Here is a 23,442-nt window from a genome sequence, read left to right on the forward strand (position 1 = left end):
TTTATACGCGTTCAATAATGGTGGCAATACCCATCCCACCGCCAACACAGAGCGTCGCTAAACCGCGCTTTTTATCTTGTCGTTCAAGCTCATCAAGTAAAGTGCCTAAAATCATGGCACCTGTTGCCCCTAATGGATGACCTAAAGCAATCGCACCGCCATTGACGTTGACTTTCTCAGCTGGGACGTTGAGTTCATTAATAAAACGCATAACAACTGCCGCAAATGCTTCATTGACTTCAAATAGGTCAATATCATCAATCGTAAGCCCAGCTTTTTCTAAAGCTTTACGTGCAGCAGGCGCAGGGCCAGTCAGCATGATGGTTGGGTCAGTACCAACCAGTGCAGTCGCCAAAACTTTAGCGCGTGGTTTTAAGTTTTGTTCTTTGACTGCTTTTTCTGAAGCTAATAAAACTACAGCTGCTCCATCGACAATGCCTGATGAGTTACCTGCATGGTGAACATGATTGATTTTTTGTGCTTCTGGATATTTTTGTAAAGCAACTGCATCAAAGCCCATTTGCCCCATCATTTCAAAGCTTGGGTTGAGCTTCGTTAGACCTTCGAGTGTGGTATTGCCTTTAATAAATTCATCTTTCTCTAAAATCACCACACCTGCGTGATCTTTTACTGGTACAACTGATTGGTCGAAATAACCATTTGATTGAGCTGCTGCCGCTTTTTGTTGTGACTTTACAGCAAAATTATCAACATCTTCACGGCTATAGCCATCTAGGGTTGCAATGAGGTCAGCCCCAATGCCTTGCGGAACAAATGATGACTTAAGATTTGTTTCTGGATCTAGAGCCCACGGCCCACCATCAGAACCCATTGGAATGCGTGACATTGATTCAACGCCACCAGCAACCACTAAATCTTCCCAACCAGAGCGGACTTTCATTGCTGCCATGTTGACTGCTTCTAAACCTGATGCACAAAAGCGATTGATTTGCACCCCAGCAACATCATCATTCCAACCTGCTGCAATCGCTGCTGTTTTGGCAATATCACCACCTTGATCGCCAATTGGTGTTACGCAGCCCAAAACAATATCGTCAACTTTAGAGGTATCGAGTTGATGGCGCTGCTGTAATTCATTTAATAAGGTCGTCAGTAATGTAATTGGTTTTACTTCGTAAAGAGAGCCATCTTTTTTTCCTTTTCCGCGTGGGGTGCGAATGGCATCAATAATATAAGCCTCGCTCATAACAGTTCCTTTTTTATTACTTAAACTTTGTTGTGTTTTGAGTGTACTGGTTTTAAAAGGCAACGCAATGACGATAAGCGCACCAGTCAGGTGATGATTTTTGCCAATAGAAATACAAAAAAGCCCAAGTTGAACTTGGGCTAAATGTGAAACTAAAGAGATTTAAGAGTTAGTGATAACCATGTAGCTGGCGATATAGGCCAGGAGTTACACCCGTCCACTTTTTAAATGCGCGGTGGAACGTACTGGTTTCACTAAAGCCAACTTGTTGAGCAACGTCTTCAAGTGTTAATTCTGGGTTAAGTAACAAGTGAATCGCAGCATCTCGACGTAAAGCATCTTTCACACCTTGATAGCTTTTACCTTCAGCAGCCAAACGGCGGCGTAAGGTTTGCGGAGATAAATATAACATTGATGCCACGTCATTAAGCGTTGGCATTTCTTCACCAATTTGGCTTTTGAGTACTTCACGAATACGAGAAGTTAGCGAGTTGGTGTTTTTGAATTTTACTAAAAGCTGAGCAGGAGCTGCTTTTAAGAATTCTTCTAGCGTTTTTTCATCTTGGCGGATTGGCAAATCAAGATAATCAGCTGCAAAGGTAATTTCAGTACGCGGTGCATCGAACTGCATGACTGGTGCAAAAAATAATGCATCATATTCATCGGCATGTGCAGGACGTGGATAGCTAAAATGAACACGTTCTAATGGCAAGCGGCGCTCAATCAACCATGATGCTAGACCGTGCCAAATCATGAGCATGCTTTCAGTAATGAAATGGTCAGGATCTAAAGTTTTTGGAATGAGGGGAACCAGACGTGCTTCATGTTTGTCACGCTCTAGAGTTACAGACCATTCATCACCAAATAATTTGTAGAATTGAGATGATAGTTCAAGGGCTTGGCCCAATGTCTTTGCGTGAATAATCAACTGACACATAATGGCAAAAGTGCCCAGACGACGCGGTTGTACGTCAAATCCAACGTGTTCATCCTGTGTGACCATCCACAACATTTTTATAAAACGAGTGTATTGTTCTGGTGAGATTCGAGCTTTAGGTTGACGTAATAATTCCGCTTCAATACCCACATGTGAAAGGAGCATTTCAACATCCATGCCAAGGCGTTTTACGCCTGTCAAAGCCGCATTCACGAAGTGGATGCTAATCGTATCGCGACTCATATTGAATCCTTCAGTCTCTTTGATGTTCACTTTAAATTGACCTAAATGACCGTCTAAAAAAATAAATTGGCGATTTACAACAGAGTAAAAGCACTTTTTACATGTTAAATTGCCGAAATGATCAAGGTAAATGGCTGAACATGACATTGTTTTAGTATATTTGCTTAACTAATATAAAAGAAAATTCGAATAATAGTGGTTAAAAATACGATGACGACAGCATTAAATGGACTTAAAGTTCTCGATTTCTCGACGCTCTTACCTGGACCTTTTGCCACAATGTATTTGGCCGATATGGGAGCAGAAGTCATCCATATCGAATCTCCATCACGTCCTGATTTAATCCGAATCATGCCACCATACGCAAATGGTCAAGCAACAGCACATAGTTATCTAAACCGAAATAAACAGTCGATTGTTCTGGATTTAAAAGATAAAGCGAGTATTGATCTGATTAAAGCCAAAATTTCTGAGTTTGATATTGTCATAGAGCAGTTCCGACCTGATGTTATGCGTCGTCTCGGACTAGACTACGCGACACTTGCTGAAATTAACCCACGTCTCATTTATTGTTCAATTACAGGCTATGGACAAACAGGGAGCTATAAAGACAGAGCTGGGCATGACATTAACTATTTAGCTTTAGCAGGTATTGCTGGATATAGCGGCCGACAAGACAGTGGTCCGCCACCGCTCGGTATTCAAGTTGCAGACATTGCAGGTGGTTCACTTCATGCTGTCATTGCAATTTTAGCGGCGGTTGTCGAACGTGGACGTAGTGGAATGGGACAATATATTGATATTTCTATGACCGATTGTGTTGCTAGCCTAAACAGTATGGCCGCATCAGCAACACTTGCTGCACAGGTTGAACAGGCACCAGAGCATGGCATGCTCAATGGCGGTATTTTTTATGACTATTATATGACTCAAGATGGTCGTTATCTTTCAATAGGTAGTCTTGAGCCACAATTTATGTCTGGTTTATCAGTGGCGCTTGATTTGCCTTTATTATTACAAAAAGGTGCTTCCTTAGATGTCGAAGACCGACAAGAAGTTAAACAAGCCATTCAAGAGAAAATTAAAACGAAATCATTTAAAGAATGGCATGAAATTTTTGCAAATCTTGATGTGTGTGTAGAACCTGTTTTAAGCCTAACTGAGTCCTTAAACTCGCCTTTAGCACAAGAACGTGGATGGATTGTGGATGTACCTTTGCAAAATAATACAGCGGATACAGAACCACAATTGGCTTGTCCAATTAAGTTTTCAAGATCGAAAATGAGATATTCCTTTATAGGTCAAAAACTTGGTGAAGGGCAGTGGTAAAGAGCTGGGGCCATTTTTCATACAATGTGTATTAAGATTATTATTAGATTAATCAATCGATTAACATTTTGAATAATTTCTTTACATAAAATTAGCGTACCCTTTATAAACAAAGACATAAAAGGTATGTAAACATGAAAACACATAAATCCTTGATGGCTTCCTGTTTATCCGTTTTATCAATTACTCTTTTTATACAGCATGCACAAGCTGCTGCTGCATTCGACCCAAATAGTCCTTGGATGTTGGGTGATTGGAACGGTCAACGCACCGCGTTACAAGCACAAGGTTATGATTTTTCTTTTGGATATACCGGCGAATATGCCGGTATTTTAGATTCAAAAAATACGTCTACGCATGGTAGTGCTTATACGGGGCAACTTGCACTAGGAACTCATTTTGACCTAAATAAAATTTTAGGTTGGCAAGATACTGAAGCTCAAATCACATTAACATATCGTGATGGGCAGTCGCTTTCTGAACATTCACCAGCTTTAGCAGGGCACTTAAGCTCGGTGCAAGAAGTGTGGGGGCGTGAGCAAACTTGGCGTTTAACAGATTTGTGGATCAAGAAGAAATTCCTTGATCAGAAGTTAGATGTGAAAGTCGGTCGTTTTGGTGAAGGTGAAGACTTTAACAGTTTTGACTGTGATTTCCAGAATTTAGCGCTTTGTGGTTCGCAAGTCGGTAACTGGGTGGGCGATCAGTGGTATAACTGGCCAGTAAGCCAATGGGCAATGCGTGTTAAATATAACTTGCAACCTGATTTATATACGCAAGTTGGTGTATATGAATACAACCCGGAAAATCTCGATCGAGGCAAAGGTTTTAACTTAAGTACTGATGGTTCTCACGGTGCAATTATTCCTGCCGAAGTAGTTTGGTCACCTAAATTAGGCGCTCAAAGTATGGCTGGTGAATACCGTTTAGGTTATTACTACAGCACTGCTGACGCTGAAGAAATTACGAATAAGGCCCAAACATCTCATAAACAAGGGGTGTGGGTAACTGCAAAACAAAAATTATTCCAGCCTGCTGATCAAGCAGATCGCGGTTTGACAGGATTTGTGAACCTGACTTTCCACGATTCTGATACCAACAAAATTGATAACATGCAAAATGTAGGCTTGGTCTATAAAGGTTTGCTCAATCAACGTCCTCAAGATGAGTTGGCACTCGGTGTGGCTCGTATCCATATCAATGATGATTGGAACGATGTTCAAACTAAAGAATATGACACTGAATACAATACCGAGCTTTACTACGGTATTCATGCCACTAACTGGTTAACTATTCGTCCAAATGTGCAATATGTTCGTCATGTTGGTGCATTAAAAAATGGTGATAACACTTGGGTTGGCGGTATTAAATTCTCAACTGCATTCTAAGCGTAATTACTCCGAAAAACGGATTGTCGAGGGCTAAATCATTGATTGAATTATCCTGACCTTCCGTTTTTTCTTGATGCCTGAATTTGTTTTAGATGTATTGGTGATGCCATTTTTCTATAAGGTTCTTGGCACATCTTTCCTATAAAAATGATGATTGATAAGAGGTGGTTTATGAATCAACCTACTTCAAGATCAGGTTTAACGACTTTTACCGTAATTATTATTGGGTTACTGGCGTTATTCCTGTTAATTGGAGGTATTTGGCTCGCTACACTAGGCGGTTCAATTTACTACATTATAGCTGGAGTATTACTCCTCATTGTTGCATGGCAACTCTACAAGCGTGCTTCTACTGCTTTGTGGGTTTATGCTGCATTAATGCTAGGAACTATTATCTGGAGTGTCTGGGAAGTTGGAACAGACTTTTGGGCGCTTGCACCACGTTTAGATATTTTAGGTATTCTTGGTTTATGGTTATTGGTTCCGGCTGTAACTCGTGGAATCAACAACCTTGGATCAAGTAAGATTGCCTTATCTTCAACTTTAGCAATTGCAATCGTGTTGATGGTTTATTCTATCTTCAATGATCCGCAAGAAATTAATGGTGAAATCAAAACACCTCAACCAGAAACAGCTCAAGCCGTGCCTGGTGTTGCTGAAAGCGATTGGCCAGCTTATGGTCGTACTCAAGCAGGCGTGCGTTACTCTCCATTGAAACAGATCAATGATCAAAACGTAAAAGACTTGAAAGTTGCTTGGACTTTACGTACTGGCGATCTTAAGACAGATAACGACTCTGGCGAAACGACTAATCAGGTTACACCGATTAAAATCGGTAATAACATGTTTATCTGTACAGCTCACCAGCAGTTAATTGCGATTGATCCTGCTACAGGTAAAGAAAAATGGCGTTTTGATCCGAAACTTAAAACGGATAAATCGTTCCAGCATTTAACTTGTCGTGGTGTGATGTACTACGATGCAAACAATACAACTGAGTTTGCAACGAGTCTTCAAAGCAAGAAATCTAGCTCTACACAATGTCCACGTAAGGTATTTGTACCAGTCAACGATGGCCGTTTAGTGGCTGTAAATGCTGACACTGGTAAAGCATGTACTGACTTTGGTCAAAATGGTCAAGTGAACTTACAAGAGTTTATGCCATATGCTTATCCAGGCGGTTACAACCCAACATCTCCTGGTATCGTGACTGGTTCAACTGTTGTGATTGCTGGTTCTGTAACAGATAACTACTCCAATAAAGAGCCATCTGGTGTCATTCGTGGATACGACGTTAACACTGGTAAACTTCTTTGGGTATTTGATACTGGCGCAGCAGATCCAAATGCAATGCCGGGCGAAGGTACTACTTTTGTTCACAACTCACCAAATGCGTGGGCACCTTTAGCATACGATGCCAAACTTGATATCGTTTATGTACCAACAGGTGTAGGTACACCAGATATCTGGGGTGGTGACCGTACCGAGCTGAAAGAGCGTTATGCAAACTCAATGTTAGCGATTAATGCTTCTACTGGTAAATTAGTGTGGAACTTCCAGACAACCCATCACGATTTATGGGATATGGACGTACCATCTCAACCATCTTTAGCTGATATCAAAAACAAAGCTGGCCAAACTGTTCCTGCAATCTATGTATTGACGAAAACAGGTAATGCCTTTGTGCTTGATCGCCGTAATGGTCAACCGATTGTCCCTGTAACTGAGAAACCAGTTCCACAAACAGTTAAACGTGGACCACAAACTAAAGGTGAGTTCTATTCAAAAACTCAGCCATTCTCTGACTTGAACTTGGCGCCACAAGATAAATTGACTGATAAAGACATGTGGGGTGCCACTATGCTTGATCAGCTCATGTGTCGTGTATCTTTCAAACGTCTAAATTACGATGGTATTTATACTCCACCATCTGAAAACGGTACTTTAGTTTTCCCTGGTAACTTGGGTGTATTTGAATGGGGCGGTATGTCAGTTAACCCTGATCGTCAGGTTGCTGTAATGAACCCGATTGGTCTGCCATTCGTCAGTCGTTTAATTCCTGCTGATCCAAACCGTGCACAAACTGCAAAAGGTGCAGGAACTGAGCAGGGCGTACAACCAATGTACGGCGTACCGTATGGTGTTGAAATTAGCGCATTCTTATCTCCGCTTGGTTTACCTTGTAAACAACCGGCTTGGGGCTATGTAGCTGGCGTTGATTTGAAAACTCATGAAGTGGTATGGAAAAAACGTATTGGTACAATTCGTGACAGCTTGCCGAACTTGTTCCAGTTACCAGCTGTGAAAATTGGTGTGCCTGGTTTAGGTGGTTCAATTTCTACTGCCGGTAATGTCATGTTTGTTGGTGCAACTCAAGATAACTACTTACGTGCGTTTAACGTTACTAACGGTAAGAAACTTTGGGAAGCGCGTTTACCAGCAGGTGGACAAGCAACACCAATGACTTATGAAATCAATGGTAAGCAATATGTTGTAATCATGGCTGGTGGTCATGGTTCATTTGGTACGAAAATGGGCGACTATTTAGTGGCTTATGCCTTACCAGATAACAAATAAAAAGCTTTTATAGAAAGGGCTCGGATTTATCCGGGCTTTTTTTATGTCGATTTATATTAAAGCTTATCAATAAAACCGTTATTAAATATGCAAAAAAAGCATTTTATTGATGAATAAAAGCTCGCTATGCTATCCGCCTTAATAATGAATCTACTAGCCATACGCCATGTATTTATATACCGATTTCGACCAGCAACTGGTTAATGAACGAGTTGCTCAGTTCCGTGATCAAACAGAACGCTATTTAGCTGGCAAACTTTCTGAAGACGAATATCGTCCATTACGTTTGCAAAATGGTTTATATGTGCAACGTTATGCGCCTATGCTGCGTATTGCTGTGCCGTATGGCTTAATGAATTCTAAACAATTACGTAAAGTTGCTGAAGTTTCAACTGCTTATGACCGTGGCTATGCACATGTATCTACACGTCAAAACATTCAGTTAAACTGGCCTGCACTTGAAGATGTGCCAGACATTTTGGCTGAACTTGCAACTGTACAAATGCATGCCATTCAAACCAGTGGTAACTGTATTCGTAACACGACAACTGACCAATATGCAGGTGTGGTTGCTGGTGAAATTGCAGACCCACGTCCAACATGTGAGTTGATTCGTCAGTGGAGTACATTCCACCCAGAATTTGCATTCTTGCCACGTAAGTTCAAAATTGCTGTTTCTGCACTTGAAGAAAAAGATCGTGCGGCAACTGCATTCCACGATATTGGTGTTTATATCGTGCGTAATGAAGCAGGCGAGATCGGCTATAAGATTATGGCTGGTGGTGGTTTAGGCCGTACCCCAATCATCGGTAGTGTGATTCGTGAGTTTTTACCACGTGAAGATTTAATTGCTTACTTAGAAGCGGTTTTACGTGTTTATAACTTGCATGGCCGTCGTGATAACAAATATAAAGCACGTATCAAAATTCTAGTTAAAGCATTAACTCCTGAAGTGTTTGCACAGAAAGTTGAAGCTGAATTTGAACATACACGTGAAGCATTGAAGATTCAGCCAGAAATCTTGAAAAAACTGGATGAAGAATTCACCCCGTTTGATTATCAAGATTTAGAGGATGAAGACTTCACAGCTTTATTTGCTGAACATCCAAAATTCAAACAGTGGTTCAACATCAACACGCATGCGCATAAAGTGAAGGGCTATCGTATTGTTACGATTTCTCTAAAACGTGCAGGTATCGCACCGGGTGATATGACCACTGAAGAAATGAATTTTATTGCAGATCTTGCTGATAAATATACGTTTGGTGAACTTCGCACGACTCACGAACAAAACATTGCTTTGGCGGATGTACCTCAAAAAGATTTGTTCGATGTATGGCAAGCGCTTGAACAACAAAATATGGCACGCGCACATATCGGCTTTATTACCGATATCATTAGTTGCCCAGGCGGTGATTTCTGTTCACTTGCAAACGCGAAATCAATTCCAATTGCTGAAGCGATTACACGTCGTTTTGATGACTTAGACAAAGTTTATGATCTTGGTCATTTAGATCTAAATATTTCTGGTTGTATGAATGCTTGTGGTCACCACCACGTAGGTAACATCGGTATTTTAGGCGTAGATAAAAAAGGTGCTGAATTCTACCAAATTACATTAGGTGGTAATTCAGACCATGATGCATCAATCGGTGACATCTTAGGCCCATCATTTGCAGCAGATGCAGTGCCAGATGTCATTGAAGAAGTATTAAATACTTATCTTGATTTACGTACGGAAGGTGAGCGTTTTGTTGATACATATCGCCGTGTAGGAATTCAACCATTTAAGGAGCGTGCATATGCTTAATACAGCTCTACCAGTGCTTTATAAAGATGGCACGATTGCAGATAATACTTATCAAATCATTGCTGAAGATGGTGTTATTCTCCAAGGTGATGTTGTTGTAACAACAGCTCAACTCGATCAATTAGCTAACGTTCAAGGCAAAAAAGCTTTGTATGTGACTGTAAATGATTCACCTGAAGAGCACACATTTCCATTAAATGAACTTGATGCAATCTTCATTGAATTTGCAGGTTTTGGTGATGGTCGTGGTTATTCATTTGCTGCACTATTGCGCCGTCAAGGTTTCCAAGGCGAATTGCGTGCAACTGGTGATGTGTTTAAGGATGTCTTAAACTACTTAAAACGTTCAGGTTTTGATAGTTTTGTGATTAAAGAAGGTAAAGATGTGCAAGAAGCGGCAGCTGGTTTGCAAGACTTTACCAACCCATACCAAGCTTCAACAGCCGTACCACAAGCAAGTTATCAAACTGGTGCTTAAATAGTTTTTAAATATAAAGGCTGAACTCAGGTTCAGCTTTTTTTATGAATAATTTTTAAATGACTCAACTGAAGAACAACAATGTTTGGTTTAATTTCAAAAATAAATCCTGGTGCTTGGTGGCTACTTTTTGCTATTGCGACAGATGTACTCTCAACATTTTATTCTGCTAAGGGGAATGGCTTAGTCAATAAAACAGCTCAGGGTATTGCTCTGGTTTTGTATATTATTTCTTTTGCATGCGCTGCTATTGCTTTGAAATATATGCAGGCTGGAATCTTATATGTGCTTTGGTCTGGGATAGGTGTATTAGCAACAGCTTTTTTGGCAAAGATTTTTCTTGGTCAGAATATCGATGTGGCAGGATGGGTGGGAATTGGTTTTATTACTGTAGGTTTAATGATTATTGCACAATATTCCAATATCGATGTTTAAAGCCCTTATAGAAATAGTGGGTATCTCTATAAGGACTAAATATTGAACATGTTAGGTATCAAGCTGGCAGTTAACCATCCACTTTATACCGAACTGATCGGTAAAAGCACCGTACAATGCGCCCCAGAACGTTTTTTCTAAAGGCATTTCAATTTGACCATTAACAGATAAGGCATCAAAAAGTTGTTTTGCTTTTTCTTGCTCATCTTTTTCAAGGTTGATCGAGATGTAGTGATTATTTCCTTGGGTAAAAACGCTGTTAGGGGCACAAAACTGATCATTTGTATCTGAGGCCATAAGCACAGTGTACTCATTAATCGGTAAAGAAACATGTAGAACCAGATTTTTGTCGGCTTCCGATAACGTCACACCTTCAGGCGCTGGCATATCACCATAACGGCTTAACATACCGAATTCACCACCAAATACTGATTTATAAAAGTTAAAGGCTTGTTCTGCTTGACCTTGGAAATTGAGATAGTGATTGAGTTGCATTGTTATTGTCCATTGTTGTTTTCGTTTAAAGGAATAAGTTAAAACTTAAAAGTGATTTTGTGGGTCATTTTTTGTAGTTTTTTCATAAAAAATCCCACCGAAGTGGGATTTTAAAATAATGAATTTGGATTAAATGAGTTCAATTGCAACTGCTGTTGCCTCACCACCACCAATACAGAGTGCAGCAATACCTTTTTTACCGCCAGTACGTTTCAGTGCATGAATAAGTGTAAGAATAATACGAGAGCCCGTAGAACCTACAGGGTGACCTAGTGCACAAGCACCACCATTGATATTTACTTTCTCTGCATCAAGTTTGAAATCATCAATTGGGCACATGGTAACCATAGCAAACGCTTCGTTAATTTCCCACAGGTCAACGTCTTGCGCATTCCATCCCGCTTTTTTAAGCACTTTTTCGATAGCACCAACTGGAGCGATCGTAAATTCTGAAGGATGCTGAGAGTTTGACGCTGTCGCGATAATTTTTGCAAGCGGTTGCAAACCGCGCTGTGCTGCAACTTCACTTGAAGTTAATACTAATGCAGATGCACCATCCGAAATAGAACTTGCATTTGCGGCGGTAATCGTACCGTCTTTTGCAAAAGCTGGTTTGAGTGAAGGAATCTTGTCAATCTTGGCATTTAAAGGTTGTTCATCCTGATCAACAACGACATCACCTTTACGACTAGGTACAGTAACTGGAACGATTTCGTCTTTGAAATAACCTTCAGTAATTGCTGTTTGAGCACGTTTTAAAGAGCGAATCGCAAAGTCATCCATTTGCTCACGTGTATAGCCACGAGTATTGGCCATATCTTGAGCAAATGAACCCATTAAACGCCCAGTTTCAGCATCTTCAAGCCCATCAAAGAACATATGATCTTTAATTTCGCCATGGCCCATGCGATAGCCAGCTCGTGCTTTTGGTAAAACATAAGGTGCATTTGTCATAGACTCCATGCCACCAGCAACAACAACTTCAGCACTACCTGCTTTAATCATATCAGCGGCTTGCATAACAGCTTTCATGCCAGAACCACAAAGCTTGTTAATCGTTACTGCACCTGTAGAGTCTGGTAAGCCAGCTTTACGCATCGCTTGACGTGCTGGACCTTGCTTTAGGCCAGCAGGCAGTACACAACCCATAATGACTTCTTCGACATCAGTAGGCTGTAAACCTGCTCGTGCGATTGCTTCTTTAATCGTTACCGCACCCAATTCAGGCGCTGTAAGTCCTGATAGTGATCCTTGAAAACCACCCATGGCAGTACGAGCACCATTTACAATTACGATGTCAGTCATTGTTGTAATCTCCGATTGTTCTTAATCTCAAAATAAGAAATGTTTAAAACCTAGGCAGTATATTGCAAAAATCAAAGAGAGATATCTTCTGCATTAGACTGTAGAGTTCTAACAATTTTTAAGGTCTTCTAAACGGGTGTGTCCCATTTTGCTGAGAACTAATTTAAAGTTTTTAAGCTGGTTATAAGAACAGTAAATAAAAGTGCCGTTAGATTCGCGTGGCAGTCCTGTGTCGCCCTGAAATACAATACTATTTAGTTTTTTTCCAAACTTATGAAATTTTAAAGAACCGTAGCGATGAGCAAGTTCAACATTGGTTAATACTTCTTCATTGTTTTCTCTTTGTAGATTCTGATTCGTGTCTACAAAGCTTATAAGACTTGTATCCCAGTTACTATTACATGTAGACAAATCAACAGTTGGGCAAAGTACGACACTCTTATGTCGTAGAATTGCGTCGTATTTGGCTTTTTGTATATGAATTGTGAGTAGTCGAGACGAATTTTTTAATTCTACAGAAGCCATAAATTGATGATATAAAGGAAGCGCTATAGTGACCATGATCATAAGAATTGCGAGCGTTATAGTGAGTTCCAACAACGTGAAACCGGGAGTTTTAAACATTAAAATTCCTTAATATATAAAGAAATATTTTGATTTTATGCTTTCTATCAATGATTTATAATGATTTTTATAGTGAGGAAACACAAAATTAAATAAAGGTTATCAGGATGCTAGAATACTGGTAAAATCACCGTAAGCGAAAGAAAGAAGTTGTTCATATTTGCTAGTTGAGTGAAAAATTACCGAATTACAACGGAAATTGTAAGTAATTTTGTCAATAATTTACTTGATTAAAATTATCAAGCACTTGGAAAGTCTATCAAGTGTTTGTATGATTCAAATGTGAATAGCTTAAAAATAATACTGGGGTGAAAATATCTCAGGGGCCAATAAATTTAGGCTGAGCTTGAACAACAATTGTTATCTCTGGAGGATATCCATGAAATTGAGTCGTATTGCACTTGCTATGCTTGTCGCTGCTCCATTAGCTGCTGCTAATGCTGGCGTAACTGTTACTCCATTATTGCTTGGTTACACTTTCCAAGACACTCAACACAACAATGGCGGTAAAGATGGCGAGTTAACTAACGGACCTGAATTACAAGACGATTTATTCGTTGGTGCAGCTCTTGGTATCGAGTTAACACCATGGTTAGGTTTCGAAGCTGAATATAACCAAGTTAAGGGTGATGTAGAAGGTATTGCTGGTGCTCCAAGCGCTGAATACAAACAAAAACAAATCAACGGTAACTTCTATGTTACTTCTGATTTAATCACTAAAAACTATGACAGCAAAATCAAGCCATACGTATTGTTAGGTGCTGGTCACTACAAATACGAGATTCCTGACCTTTCTTATCACAATGATGAAGAAGGTACTTTAGGTAATGCTGGTGTTGGTGCTTTCTGGCGCTTAAACGATGCTTTATCTCTTCGTACAGAAGCTCGTGGTACTTATAACTTTGACGAAAAGTTCTGGAACTATACAGCTCTTGCTGGTTTGAACGTAGTTCTTGGTGGTCACTTGAAGCCTGCTGCTCCTGTAGTAGAAGTTGCTCCAGTTGAACCAACTCCAGTTGCTCCACAACCACAAGAGTTAACTGAAGACCTTAACATGGAACTTCGTGTGTTCTTTGATACTAACAAATCAAACATCAAAGACCAATACAAGCCAGAAATCGCTAAAGTTGCTGAGAAGTTAACTGAATACCCTAACGCTACTGCACGTATCGAAGGTCACACAGATAACACTGGTCCACGTAAGTTGAACGAACGTTTATCTTTAGCTCGTGCTAACTCTGTTAAATCAGCTCTTGTAAACGAATACAACGTTGATGCATCTCGTTTGTCTACTCAAGGTTTCGCTTGGGATCAACCGATTGCTGACAACAAAACTAAAGAAGGTCGTGCTATGAACCGTCGTGTATTCGCGACAATCACTGGTAGCCGTACTGTAGTTGTTCAACCTGGTCAAGAAGCGGCAGCTCCTGCAGCAGCTCAATAATTTGAGTTCTTGAACAGTAAAAAAGCGACTCGTTAGAGTCGCTTTTTTTATGGCGATTTTTAAAATATTTAGTCATTTCTGTGTCTCCTTAATAATGACTTTCGATCTCGGTCTAAATTATTTACCAATCACCTTTTCTCAATTGCTGTTTAGCATCTTGTCTATCTCTACGATGTTGAGCGCGAGGTTTTTCCGTTTCGTACATACCACCTTTGTGGAGTAAAGGGGATAGAGCTACTTGATTACGGAGTTTGATCTTTGGCATTTCTTTAATTTTCATGCTTTAACCTTTAATACATAAAACTTGTTTTAGAGTATGAACGACTTCAATGAGGTCTGACTGATTTGCCATGACTTCATCAATGTCTTTATAGGCGCTTGGAATTTCATCGACAACGCCACTATCTTTGCGACATTCAATACCTTGGGTTTGTTCAATAAGATCTTGCTGATTAAAAAGAACTTTTGCTTTACTTCTGCTCATCTTGCGACCAGCGCCATGAGAACAAGAACAAAATGATTCAGGATTTGCTTTGCCTTTAACAATATAAGATCGTGCGCCCATTGAACCTGGAATAATACCTAGCTCATCTAAGCCTGCTCTAATTGCACCTTTTCGGGTAATCAATAGATTTTCGCCAAAATGTGTTTCACGGCTTACATAATTATGATGACAATTAATCGCTTCTTTTGTCATTTGAAAAGAAGGTAGAAGAGGGCGGATCGCTTCTAAAATTAATCGCATCATCTCTTTGCGATTTTCAAAAGCATATTCTTGTGCCCACTCTACAGCTTCTACATAATCATCAAAACTTTTTGAGCCTTCAGCAAAATAACTTAAGTCTTTATCTGGTACATGGCCAAAGCGATGCTGAGCTTCTTTTTTGGCTAACTCAATAAAGTAAGTACCAATAACATTACCAAGCCCTCTGCTACCTGAATGTAGCATTACCCATATATCTTGATTCTCATCAATACATAACTCTATAAAGTGATTGCCACCACCTAAAGTACCAAGTTGTTTTTGCCATGTTGCATCAAATTGCCGAAGCATTCGGACAAGACCAGGATGCTTCTTGATAATTGGTTCTAATCGTTTTTCAAGTGGAATAATGCTAGAAGCTTTCGCTTTGACTTGTTTATGCAAAGCAAAGCCAACAGGAACTTTACGTTCGATCGCATCACGCAAACGACTTAAGTTATCAGGTAATTGTGAAGCCTTTAAACTCAAGCGAATTGCATTCATTCCACATCCAATGTCAACTCCTACAGCAGCAGGAATAATGGCGTGTTTAGTAGGAATAACACTACCTACAGTAGCACCTTTGCCCACATGCACATCAGGCATAACTGCAATATGAGAATAGATGAATTGCAGCTGTGCCATTTTCTTGAGTTGTTCGATACTTTCACTATCTATGTCTTGAGTGAAAATTTTAACAGGGACACCATAGAGTGCCTCCTTGTTTAATATTTTTTGTATGCCCATAATTTTTCTCTTATTTTTGTCCGAGCAGGCATAAAAAAACCTAGCGAATGCTAGGTTTTAAATTTAAGCATTCGGACAAGTGGTGTGAATTTGTACACTTGTCCGTGAGCTGACATCGTGCCAAATTATTTAATCTGTTTTACCTTGTACTAATGGCATGATGTCCTCCTTATTTAAAAGTGCCGTTAAAAATCTGAACGGCATTTTACGCTTTTTTAATCAAAGATCAAGTTTTTGATCTTTGATTAACTTTTAATTACCGATTCTTAGTCTTGCTCAGGCTTCACATTCATTTGATCGTAAGAGATCAATTTGGTTTTATTTTTCCACTTATAGCCTAACCAAATGATCAAGAACAAAGGCAAGCTAATATAAGTTGAAAGTAAGCCTAACCAATCAATTTTTCCACCTAAAATGGCTTGATAGTTCTGCCCTAAAATGATGATTGAACAGAGAATAAAAGCAAACCAAGGGGCAAATGGGAAAAATTTGGCACGATATGCTAAATCTTCTAATTTATAGCCTTGAGCAATATATCCTTTACGGAAACGATAATGTGAAATCGCAATTCCTAACCAAACAATAAAACCGCACATACCCGACATATTGAGTAGCCAGTTAAATACTTGTTTTTCACCAATAAATGTCGTTAAAAAACAGAATGCAGCAATAAATGTCGTTGCGTATAGCGCGTTCATTGGAACGCCACGACCATCGAGTTTTGCAAACCACTTTGGAGCACGGCCTTCTTGAGCCATTTTAAACAACATACGAGTTGAGGAATACATACCTGAATTACCTGCTGATAAAATAGCAGTAAGAATGACAGCATTCATTAAACTCGCAGCGAAAGCAAAACCTACTCTTTCATAAAGCAATGTAAACGGAGAAAGCGCGATATCTTCAGTGGCTGCTGCTTGCAATAAATTCGGGTCATCATAGGCAATCAGAGTGCCGATAATGAAAATACATAGGATATAAAATAATAAGATTCGCCAGAAAATCTGTTTGATTGCAAGCGGAATTGTCTTCTTTGGATCTTTTGATTCGCCAGCAGCAACCCCAACCATTTCAGTTCCTTGGAAAGAGAATCCGGCAATCATTGCTACACCAATCATGGCTTGTAAACCGCCTACAAAAGGTGCCTCTTTGTAAGTCCAGTTCCCGAATGTTGCAACACCAGGAGTTAGCATAATCTTGATGATCATAGCTAAGCCAATAATAATGAATGCAACAATCGCAATCACTTTTACCATTGAGAACCAGAATTCGCTTTCGCCAAATCCCTTTACTGTCATTGCGTTAATCATGAAAATAACGGCAAGGAATAGGGCACTCCAATAGAACCCCGGAATATCAGGGAACCAGAACTTCATAATAAACTGGACTGCAACAAGTTCGAATGCAACTGTAATTGCCCAGTTATACCAATAGTTCCAGCCTAGAGCGAAACCAAAGCCTTCTTCGACATAACGACTGCCATAAGTAAAAAAGGCGCCAGATGTTGGTGTATGAGTTGCAAGCTCGCCTAAGCTGGTCATTAAGAAGTAAATCATAATGCCAATGAGTGAGTAGGCGAGTAGCGCTCCACCGGGACCAGCATTTGCAATTGTTGATCCAGAAGCAAGGAAGAGGCCTGTACCAATGGAACCACCAATGGCGATCATATTCAGATGACGAGCCCCAAGCTTACGCTGGAGTTTTTCAGGAGCATGTGTTTCGCTCATGGAGATTCCTTACATAGTTTGTTATGCACAGGCATATAACACCTTAAAGCCTTGAAGATCAGTTTTAATCTGGCACTGACCAAAGTGCTTCTCAATTAAGATCGGATAGTTTAAAAAACGGTTTGCTACAATCCATAGCTCACCTGATGCCTTTAAATGTTTTTTAGCGTTCTGGCAGAGTCCTTCACTTGCATCATAGTTGGTATGAATACCTTGATGGAAAGGGGGATTACTGACAATGGCATCGAGTTCTGTTGGAGCGTCTGCAATTCCTGTAACAGGCTGCAATCTCAACTGGTCTGAACCTATTCCATTTCGACTAAAAGTCATTTCCGTTGACCGTAAAGCGAAAGCATCAATATCTAGGGCATGAATAATATTACTTGAATTTATTTTTGCCAAATAGCAACTGATAATTCCAGCACCACACCCGAAGTCGGCAATTCTACCTGATTTCACCTGATTAAGATAAGGGAGTAAAACAGCAGTTCCGACATCTAGATGATTTTGGCTAAACACACCGGGAAGGGCACAAATCGTAAGTTCTTGTTCATTAACATGAACAGTGTAAGTTTTAAGCCAACTTTCGAGAGGTTTAATTTGTTCTGTTTTTTCAATCTTTAAGTGCCATAGCTGACAGTGGCGTGCACTATCGAGTTTAAGTACTTTGCCGAAGCTTTGTAGTTGTTTGGCAGCGCGTTCAACACCACCTTTTTTTTCACCTACTAAAAAAACAGACTGAGCAGTTTTAAGATTGCTCATTACGACATGCAGTATGTAATTTAACAGTTCTTTAGATTTGGGAACAAAAATGACGGCTTGGTCGAATTCTTGTAATGGAAACTCAACTGAGAAATGTGCATTTGTTCCACTATTTATAAAGCTCTGATAGTCAGCATGGTTCCATGTCCAGACTGAAGCATCAATATCCGCTGGTAATTGACTAACTAAGGCATCATTCGGTGCATTAATGAACAAGACTCTACCTTTTAAATAGTCTTGTTGTCTCAATACCACTTCACTTCTAGGATCCATGTACATCTCTCATGAAGAAGAATGCCCAGTGGAAACTGGGCAATAATCAAAATTAAAAAATAGTTATTTGTGTGTTTCAGGAAGTACAACATTTAAAATTAATGCTGCTATACCACCTGTCGCTACGCCAGAGCTAAAAATATTTTTAAATAATTCTGGTAGGTGTTCCAAAATTTGAGGAACTTGAGCAACCCCCAAACCTAATGCAAGTGAAATTGCGATAATTAAAAGTGCTCGGCGATCAAGGTGAATAGATGAGAGAATGTTAATACCTGATGCAGCTACGGCACCGAACATTACCATCACAGCACCACCTAATACCGCCTGTGGTACGGCTTGTATTACACCAGCTACTGCTGGAAATAAGCCCAATAAAATAAGTAAAGCAGCAATCCAGATACCTACATAACGACTTGCAACCCCAGTAAGTTGGATTACACCATTATTTTGAGCAAATACAGAGCTAGGGAAAGTATTAAATAAGCCTGCGAGTAAAGAGTTTGCACCATTTACTAAAACACCGCCTTTAATGCGTTTCATCCATTCTGGACCATTAACGGGTTGGTTTGAAAGTTTACTGGTTGCAGTCACGTCACCAATCGCTTCTAAAGAGGTCACCAAATAAATGAATGCCATTGGAATGAATAAGCCCCAAGAAAAGCTTAAACCAAAGTGCATCGGTGTTGGAATCTGTACAAGAGGCGCATCTTTAATACCTGAGAAATCTAGGTAACCCATAAATCCTGCAAGAATGTAACCAATCACTAAAGCGATTAAAATGGCTGAACTTTTAATCCAAACCACCCGAATGCGGTTTAGCACAATAATAATCGCAAGTACGGTACATGACATAATCAGGTTGTCTGCACTTGCAAAAGTATGGTCTTGCATGGCTTGGTAGCCACCACCCATACTAATCAAGCCTTCCTTAATAAGTGTTAAGCCAATTAATAAAACAACAATACCAGTCACCAAGGGAGTAATTAATCTTTTTACCCATGGAAGAATTTGCGAAACACCCATTTCAATAAAGGAACCAGCAATGACTACACCAAAAATTGCAGCCATAACTTGGTTTACAGGCGTTCCTGCAGCAACCATTGCACTACCAATACCAATAATTGGACCAATAAAGTTAAAGCTTGTGCCTTGTACAATCAGAAGACCTGCACCAAACGAGCCGACTTTTTTACATTGAAGAAATGTAGCAATACCCGAAATCACCAAAGACATCGATAAAATCATGTTGGTTTCGGTGCGTGATACGCCTAAAGCTAAACAAATTAAAAGCCCAGGTGTAACAATTGGTACAATAATCGCAAGCAAATGCTGGAAAGCTGCTAAAAAAGCGATCAGAGGTTTTGGTCGATCATCTAAGCCATAAACAAGGTCAAGATGGTCTTGAGAGTGTTGATTGGACATGGGTGTAGGTCCGCCGCAATTTTGCAAATTGGCGCTATTCTAATCGAGATACCTATCTTTACAAAACGAAATACAGGCTATTGGAAAATTTTTTGTCAATGTCAATAAACTGTCACTACTCAAGAGTAGTGTTTTTCTGTATAATTTGCCCTCAAATTTCAGGCGTTTCGAATTTTCATGTCAGATATCAAAAATCTCCGTAATATCGCAATTATTGCGCACGTCGACCACGGGAAAACCACACTTGTCGATAAACTACTTCAGCAATCTGGTGCTCTCGGTGAACGAGCAGGCGAGATTGAGCGTGTCATGGACTCAAATGCGCTTGAAAGTGAACGTGGTATTACCATTCTTGCAAAGAACACTTCTATTACTTGGTTAGATAAACGTACTGATACAACTTACCGTATCAACATCGTGGATACCCCGGGACACGCCGACTTCGGTGGTGAAGTAGAACGTGTTATGTCGATGGTTGACTGCGTATTACTTTTAGTTGACTCTCAAGAAGGCCCAATGCCACAAACTCGCTTTGTGACACAAAAAGCCTTTGCTCGTGGTTTAAAACCAATTGTTATTATCAACAAAGTTGACAAACCAAGTGCGCGTCCAGATTGGGTTATTGATCAAGTGTTTGATTTATTTGATAACCTTGGTGCAACTGATGAGCAATTAGATTTCCCAATCGTTTATGCATCAGGTTTACGTGGTGTAGCGGGTCCTGCTCCAGAAGAACTTGCAGAAGACATGACTCCGTTGTTCGAAACGATTGTAGACATCGTTGAACCACCAGCAGTTGATGTTGATGGTCCATTCCAAATGCAGATTTCATCACTTGACTATAACAGCTTCGTAGGTGTTATCGGTGTTGGTCGTATTCAACGTGGTTCAGTAAAATTAAATACTCCTGTTACTGTAATTGACAAAGAAGGTAATACACGTAACGGCCGTATCTTAAAAATCATGGGTTACCATGGTTTAGAGCGTATCGATGTTGAATCAGCATCTGCTGGTGATATCGTATGTATTACTGGTATCGACGCACTTAACATTTCTGACACCATTTGTGATCCGAAAAATGTTGAAGCATTACCAGCTTTATCTGTAGATGAACCTACAGTATCTATGACTTTCCAAGTAAACAACTCTCCGTTTGCTGGTAAAGAAGGTAAGTTCGTAACTTCACGTAATATCCGTGAACGTCTTGATCGCGAATTAATTCATAACGTAGCTTTACGTGTTGAAGACACTGACAGTCCAGACCGTTTCAAAGTATCTGGCCGTGGTGAACTTCATCTTTCAGTTTTAATTGAAAACATGCGTCGTGAAGGCTTCGAAATGGGCGTATCTCGTCCACAAGTAATCATCAAAGAAATTGATGGTGAAAGACAAGAGCCTTACGAAAACGTAACTTTTGACGTTGAAGAACAGCATCAAGGTGCTGTAATGGAACAAATGGGTCACCGTAAAGGCGAGATGACCAATATGGAAGTTGACGGTAAAGGCCGTATCCGTATTGAAGCAACTGTACCTTCACGTGGTTTGATTGGTTTCCGTTCTGAATTCTTGACCATGACTTCTGGTACAGGGATCATGACTTCAAGCTTCTCGCATTATGGTCCTGTTAAACAAGGTACTGTTGCGAAACGTCAAAACGGTGTATTGATCTCTATGGTTCAAGGTACTTGCTTGGGCTATGCATTGTTCAGTTTACAAGACCGTGGTCGTTTGTTCGCTAAACCACAGTTAGAAGTTTACGAAGGTATGATCGTGGGTATTAACTCTCGTTCAGACGATATGGTTGTAAACCCTACTAAAGCGAAACAATTAACTAACGTTCGTGCGTCTGGTACAGATGATGCTTTAACTTTAGTACCTGCAATTGAATATACGCTTGAACAAGCGCTTGAATTCATTGAAGATGACGAGTTAGTAGAAGTAACACCTAAATCAATCCGTATCCGTAAGCGTTACTTGACTGAAAACGAACGTAAACGTAATCGTGATAAATAATTTTTCTTAAATGAAAAAGAAAAAACCGCTAAATTAATTTAGCGGTTTTTTTAATCGTAATATTTAAAGTTAAGCTAAGCTTAATTTCATATTTTTCTTGTAAGAGAATATGTTGTTAAAGTGTGAAATAACTTTCTTTTTTTGATAAAAATATTAAATTATCAATATCATGGCGAGTACTATCTAATTCGATAAGATGCCAATGAAAAAGAAAAATATGACGTGTTTCTGCCCCCGACATCTGGAGATGTTTAGATGAGTATTATTCAAGAATTTAAAGAATTTGCCATTAAAGGCAATATGATGGATTTAGCTATTGGTGTGATTATTGGTGGTGCTTTTGGCAAAATCGTGGACTCTTTAGTTAAAGATATCATCATGCCACTTATCACAGTAATTACTGGTGGTGGTGTTGATTTCTCTCAAAAATTCATTGTATTAGGTGCAAACCCTAATAACTTGCAATCTTTAGATACTTTGCAAAAAGCAGGTATTAATGTTTTAACTTATGGTAATTTCCTCACTATTTTAATTAACTTTATTATTCTGGCTTGGGTTGTGTTCTTAATGGTGAAATTATTAAATAAACTTCGCCGTAATAAAGAAGAGCCAGAAGCTCCAGCTGCAACTCCTGAAGATATTCAATTATTACGTGAAATTCGTGATGAGTTGAAAAAGCAAGCCTAATAAGATTTGAAATAAAAACGGTACCTTGAGTGCCGTTTTTTATTACTTAATATTTTATATTGGACTCAAGATATTGATAAAATTGCAAGATCGCAGATTAGACCAATTATGAATATTGAAAAAGGGATAGATGAATGAATCAGCTTTTTGTGTATGGAACATTATGTCCAAATAAAGCAAATGCTCATATTCTCGAACAAATTGGCGGTAGTTGGACCAAAGCCAGTGTAAGAGGTGTGATTCATATTTTAGATTGGGGGCCAGACAAAGGGTTAAAAGCGTTAGAGTTAGATTCGGAAGCAGATTGGGTAGAGGGCTATTTGTTTAGCACAGAAAAACTTGCTGAAAACTGGCAGGTGCTTGATGACTTTGAAGGTTTTCAATACCAGCGTGTTATCGCAAATATAAAATTAGAGTCAGGCGATTATGTTAAAGCCTGGACATATCAGCTGAATGCACAGGCTTCTGAAAAACCATAGTTAAAATTATGGAATCAGCGTAAGCTACCCATTCTAAATTTAACTTCTAAAAGATGATAGCCAAACTGACTTTTGATCGGACCTTGTAACACACGTTCAGCAGCTGTAAAAACAACTTTGTCGATGACGGGCACCAGTTGCCCTTTTTTGACTTCGCCAAGTTCACCACCACGTTTTGCCGAATTACAGGTAGAGTATTGCTTGGCAAGTTTGGCAAAGTCAGCACCACTTTGTAGCTTCTTTTTTAGCTGCTCAGCTAAGTCTTTATCTTTGACTAAAATATGTCGGACAATTGCTGTTTGCATGTTGTCTTCC

Annotated in this window: 21 protein-coding genes; 10 read left to right on the forward strand and 11 right to left on the reverse strand. The window is 39.6% G+C overall.

The genetic code is table 11. The annotated features are described in order from the left end of the window. Position 1: 1 nt before the first annotated feature. Both KIP84_RS03160 and KIP84_RS03165 read right to left on the reverse strand, forming a co-directional pair. Entirely contained in the window at positions 2-1,207 is a 1,206-nt protein-coding gene (locus tag KIP84_RS03160; RefSeq protein WP_005064279.1) for an acetyl-CoA C-acetyltransferase, read from the reverse strand. A gap of 169 nt (positions 1,208-1,376) precedes the next feature. Next, positions 1,377-2,387: an AraC family transcriptional regulator gene (locus tag KIP84_RS03165; protein ID WP_002116561.1), complete on the reverse strand. Its 1,011-nt coding sequence runs from the start codon at positions 2,385-2,387 to the stop codon at positions 1,377-1,379. A 210-nt stretch (positions 2,388-2,597) separates the two neighbouring features. Between KIP84_RS03165 and KIP84_RS03170 the strand changes: the two genes are divergently transcribed. From KIP84_RS03170 to KIP84_RS03195, 6 genes are all read left to right on the forward strand, one after another. Further along, positions 2,598-3,716 (forward strand): CoA transferase, encoded by a 1,119-nt coding sequence (locus KIP84_RS03170; RefSeq protein ID WP_002116185.1) that lies wholly within the window; start codon positions 2,598-2,600, stop codon positions 3,714-3,716. Positions 3,717-3,871: 155 nt separating this feature from the next. Next, the gene (locus KIP84_RS03175; protein ID WP_213689812.1) at positions 3,872-5,104 is read left to right on the forward strand and encodes a carbohydrate porin; all 1,233 of its coding nucleotides are present in this window, start codon (positions 3,872-3,874) and stop codon (positions 5,102-5,104) included. Positions 5,105-5,278: 174 nt separating this feature from the next. Next, positions 5,279-7,684 carry a glucose/quinate/shikimate family membrane-bound PQQ-dependent dehydrogenase gene (locus KIP84_RS03180; RefSeq protein ID WP_017385605.1) on the forward strand — a complete coding sequence of 802 codons (2,406 nt, stop codon included), beginning with the start codon at positions 5,279-5,281 and terminating at the stop codon, positions 7,682-7,684. Positions 7,685-7,850: 166 nt separating this feature from the next. Then, positions 7,851-9,494, forward strand: a complete 1,644-nt coding sequence (locus KIP84_RS03185) for a nitrite/sulfite reductase (RefSeq protein WP_016143101.1) — start codon at positions 7,851-7,853, stop codon at positions 9,492-9,494. Further along, positions 9,487-9,972: a DUF934 domain-containing protein gene (locus KIP84_RS03190; RefSeq protein ID WP_213689315.1), complete on the forward strand. Its 486-nt coding sequence runs from the start codon at positions 9,487-9,489 to the stop codon at positions 9,970-9,972. The genes KIP84_RS03185 and KIP84_RS03190 overlap by 8 nt, the downstream gene beginning before the upstream one ends. 81 nt (positions 9,973-10,053) lie before the next feature. Continuing rightward, positions 10,054-10,407 carry an SMR family transporter gene (locus tag KIP84_RS03195; protein WP_017385603.1) on the forward strand — a complete coding sequence of 118 codons (354 nt, stop codon included), beginning with the start codon at positions 10,054-10,056 and terminating at the stop codon, positions 10,405-10,407. Positions 10,408-10,458: 51 nt separating this feature from the next. On the opposite strand, the gene KIP84_RS03200 is transcribed toward KIP84_RS03195, so the two are convergent. The 3 genes from KIP84_RS03200 to KIP84_RS03210 all read right to left on the reverse strand — a co-directional run bounded on the left by KIP84_RS03200 (position 10,459) and on the right by KIP84_RS03210 (position 12,831). After that, a complete protein-coding gene (locus tag KIP84_RS03200; RefSeq protein ID WP_005072758.1) occupies positions 10,459-10,902 on the reverse strand; it encodes a VOC family protein in 444 nt (147 codons plus the stop codon). A 129-nt stretch (positions 10,903-11,031) separates the two neighbouring features. Next, positions 11,032-12,207 carry a thiolase family protein gene (locus tag KIP84_RS03205; protein WP_014207591.1) on the reverse strand — a complete coding sequence of 392 codons (1,176 nt, stop codon included), beginning with the start codon at positions 12,205-12,207 and terminating at the stop codon, positions 11,032-11,034. 108 nt (positions 12,208-12,315) lie between these two features. Next, the gene (locus KIP84_RS03210) at positions 12,316-12,831 is read right to left on the reverse strand and encodes a GspH/FimT family pseudopilin (RefSeq protein ID WP_213689316.1); all 516 of its coding nucleotides are present in this window, start codon (positions 12,829-12,831) and stop codon (positions 12,316-12,318) included. Between the two features lie 379 nt (positions 12,832-13,210). Between KIP84_RS03210 and omp38 the strand changes: the two genes are divergently transcribed. Then, the gene (gene omp38, locus KIP84_RS03215; protein ID WP_060466028.1) at positions 13,211-14,275 is read left to right on the forward strand and encodes an outer membrane protein Omp38; all 1,065 of its coding nucleotides are present in this window, start codon (positions 13,211-13,213) and stop codon (positions 14,273-14,275) included. A 121-nt stretch (positions 14,276-14,396) separates the two neighbouring features. On the opposite strand, the gene KIP84_RS03220 is transcribed toward omp38, so the two are convergent. The 5 genes from KIP84_RS03220 to KIP84_RS03240 form a co-directional block, all read right to left on the reverse strand. Further along, entirely contained in the window at positions 14,397-14,555 is a 159-nt protein-coding gene (locus KIP84_RS03220; protein WP_213689317.1) for a hypothetical protein, read from the reverse strand. Between the two features lie 3 nt (positions 14,556-14,558). Further along, positions 14,559-15,764 (reverse strand): RtcB family protein, encoded by a 1,206-nt coding sequence (locus tag KIP84_RS03225; RefSeq protein ID WP_213689318.1) that lies wholly within the window; start codon positions 15,762-15,764, stop codon positions 14,559-14,561. 266 nt (positions 15,765-16,030) lie between these two features. Then, a complete protein-coding gene (locus tag KIP84_RS03230) occupies positions 16,031-17,491 on the reverse strand; it encodes an amino acid permease (RefSeq protein ID WP_213689319.1) in 1,461 nt (486 codons plus the stop codon). Between the two features lie 21 nt (positions 17,492-17,512). Beyond that, positions 17,513-18,526 (reverse strand): methyltransferase, encoded by a 1,014-nt coding sequence (locus tag KIP84_RS03235; RefSeq protein WP_213689320.1) that lies wholly within the window; start codon positions 18,524-18,526, stop codon positions 17,513-17,515. Positions 18,527-18,589: 63 nt separating this feature from the next. Further along, positions 18,590-19,948 (reverse strand): uracil-xanthine permease family protein, encoded by a 1,359-nt coding sequence (locus KIP84_RS03240; RefSeq protein ID WP_213689321.1) that lies wholly within the window; start codon positions 19,946-19,948, stop codon positions 18,590-18,592. Between the two features lie 177 nt (positions 19,949-20,125). On the opposite strand from KIP84_RS03240, the gene typA reads away from it, so the two are divergent. From typA to KIP84_RS03255, 3 genes are all read left to right on the forward strand, one after another. After that, complete coding sequence (gene typA / locus KIP84_RS03245; RefSeq protein WP_002116501.1) at positions 20,126-21,961, forward strand: translational GTPase TypA; 1,836 nt, start codon at positions 20,126-20,128, stop codon at positions 21,959-21,961. A gap of 255 nt (positions 21,962-22,216) precedes the next feature. Further along, a complete protein-coding gene (gene mscL, locus KIP84_RS03250; protein WP_213689322.1) occupies positions 22,217-22,648 on the forward strand; it encodes a large conductance mechanosensitive channel protein MscL in 432 nt (143 codons plus the stop codon). Positions 22,649-22,782: 134 nt separating this feature from the next. Beyond that, positions 22,783-23,127 carry a gamma-glutamylcyclotransferase family protein gene (locus KIP84_RS03255; RefSeq protein ID WP_213689323.1) on the forward strand — a complete coding sequence of 115 codons (345 nt, stop codon included), beginning with the start codon at positions 22,783-22,785 and terminating at the stop codon, positions 23,125-23,127. Between the two features lie 14 nt (positions 23,128-23,141). Here the strand turns inward: KIP84_RS03255 and KIP84_RS03260 are convergent, their stop codons facing one another. Next, on the reverse strand, positions 23,142-23,432 hold the full coding sequence (locus tag KIP84_RS03260; protein WP_002051379.1) for a peptidylprolyl isomerase: 291 nt from the start codon (positions 23,430-23,432) through the stop codon (positions 23,142-23,144). Between the last annotated feature and the right edge of the window lie 10 nt (positions 23,433-23,442).

The sequence above is a fragment of the Acinetobacter sp. BHS4 genome (assembly GCF_018454425.1).
Classification (GTDB): domain Bacteria; phylum Pseudomonadota; class Gammaproteobacteria; order Pseudomonadales; family Moraxellaceae; genus Acinetobacter; species Acinetobacter pittii.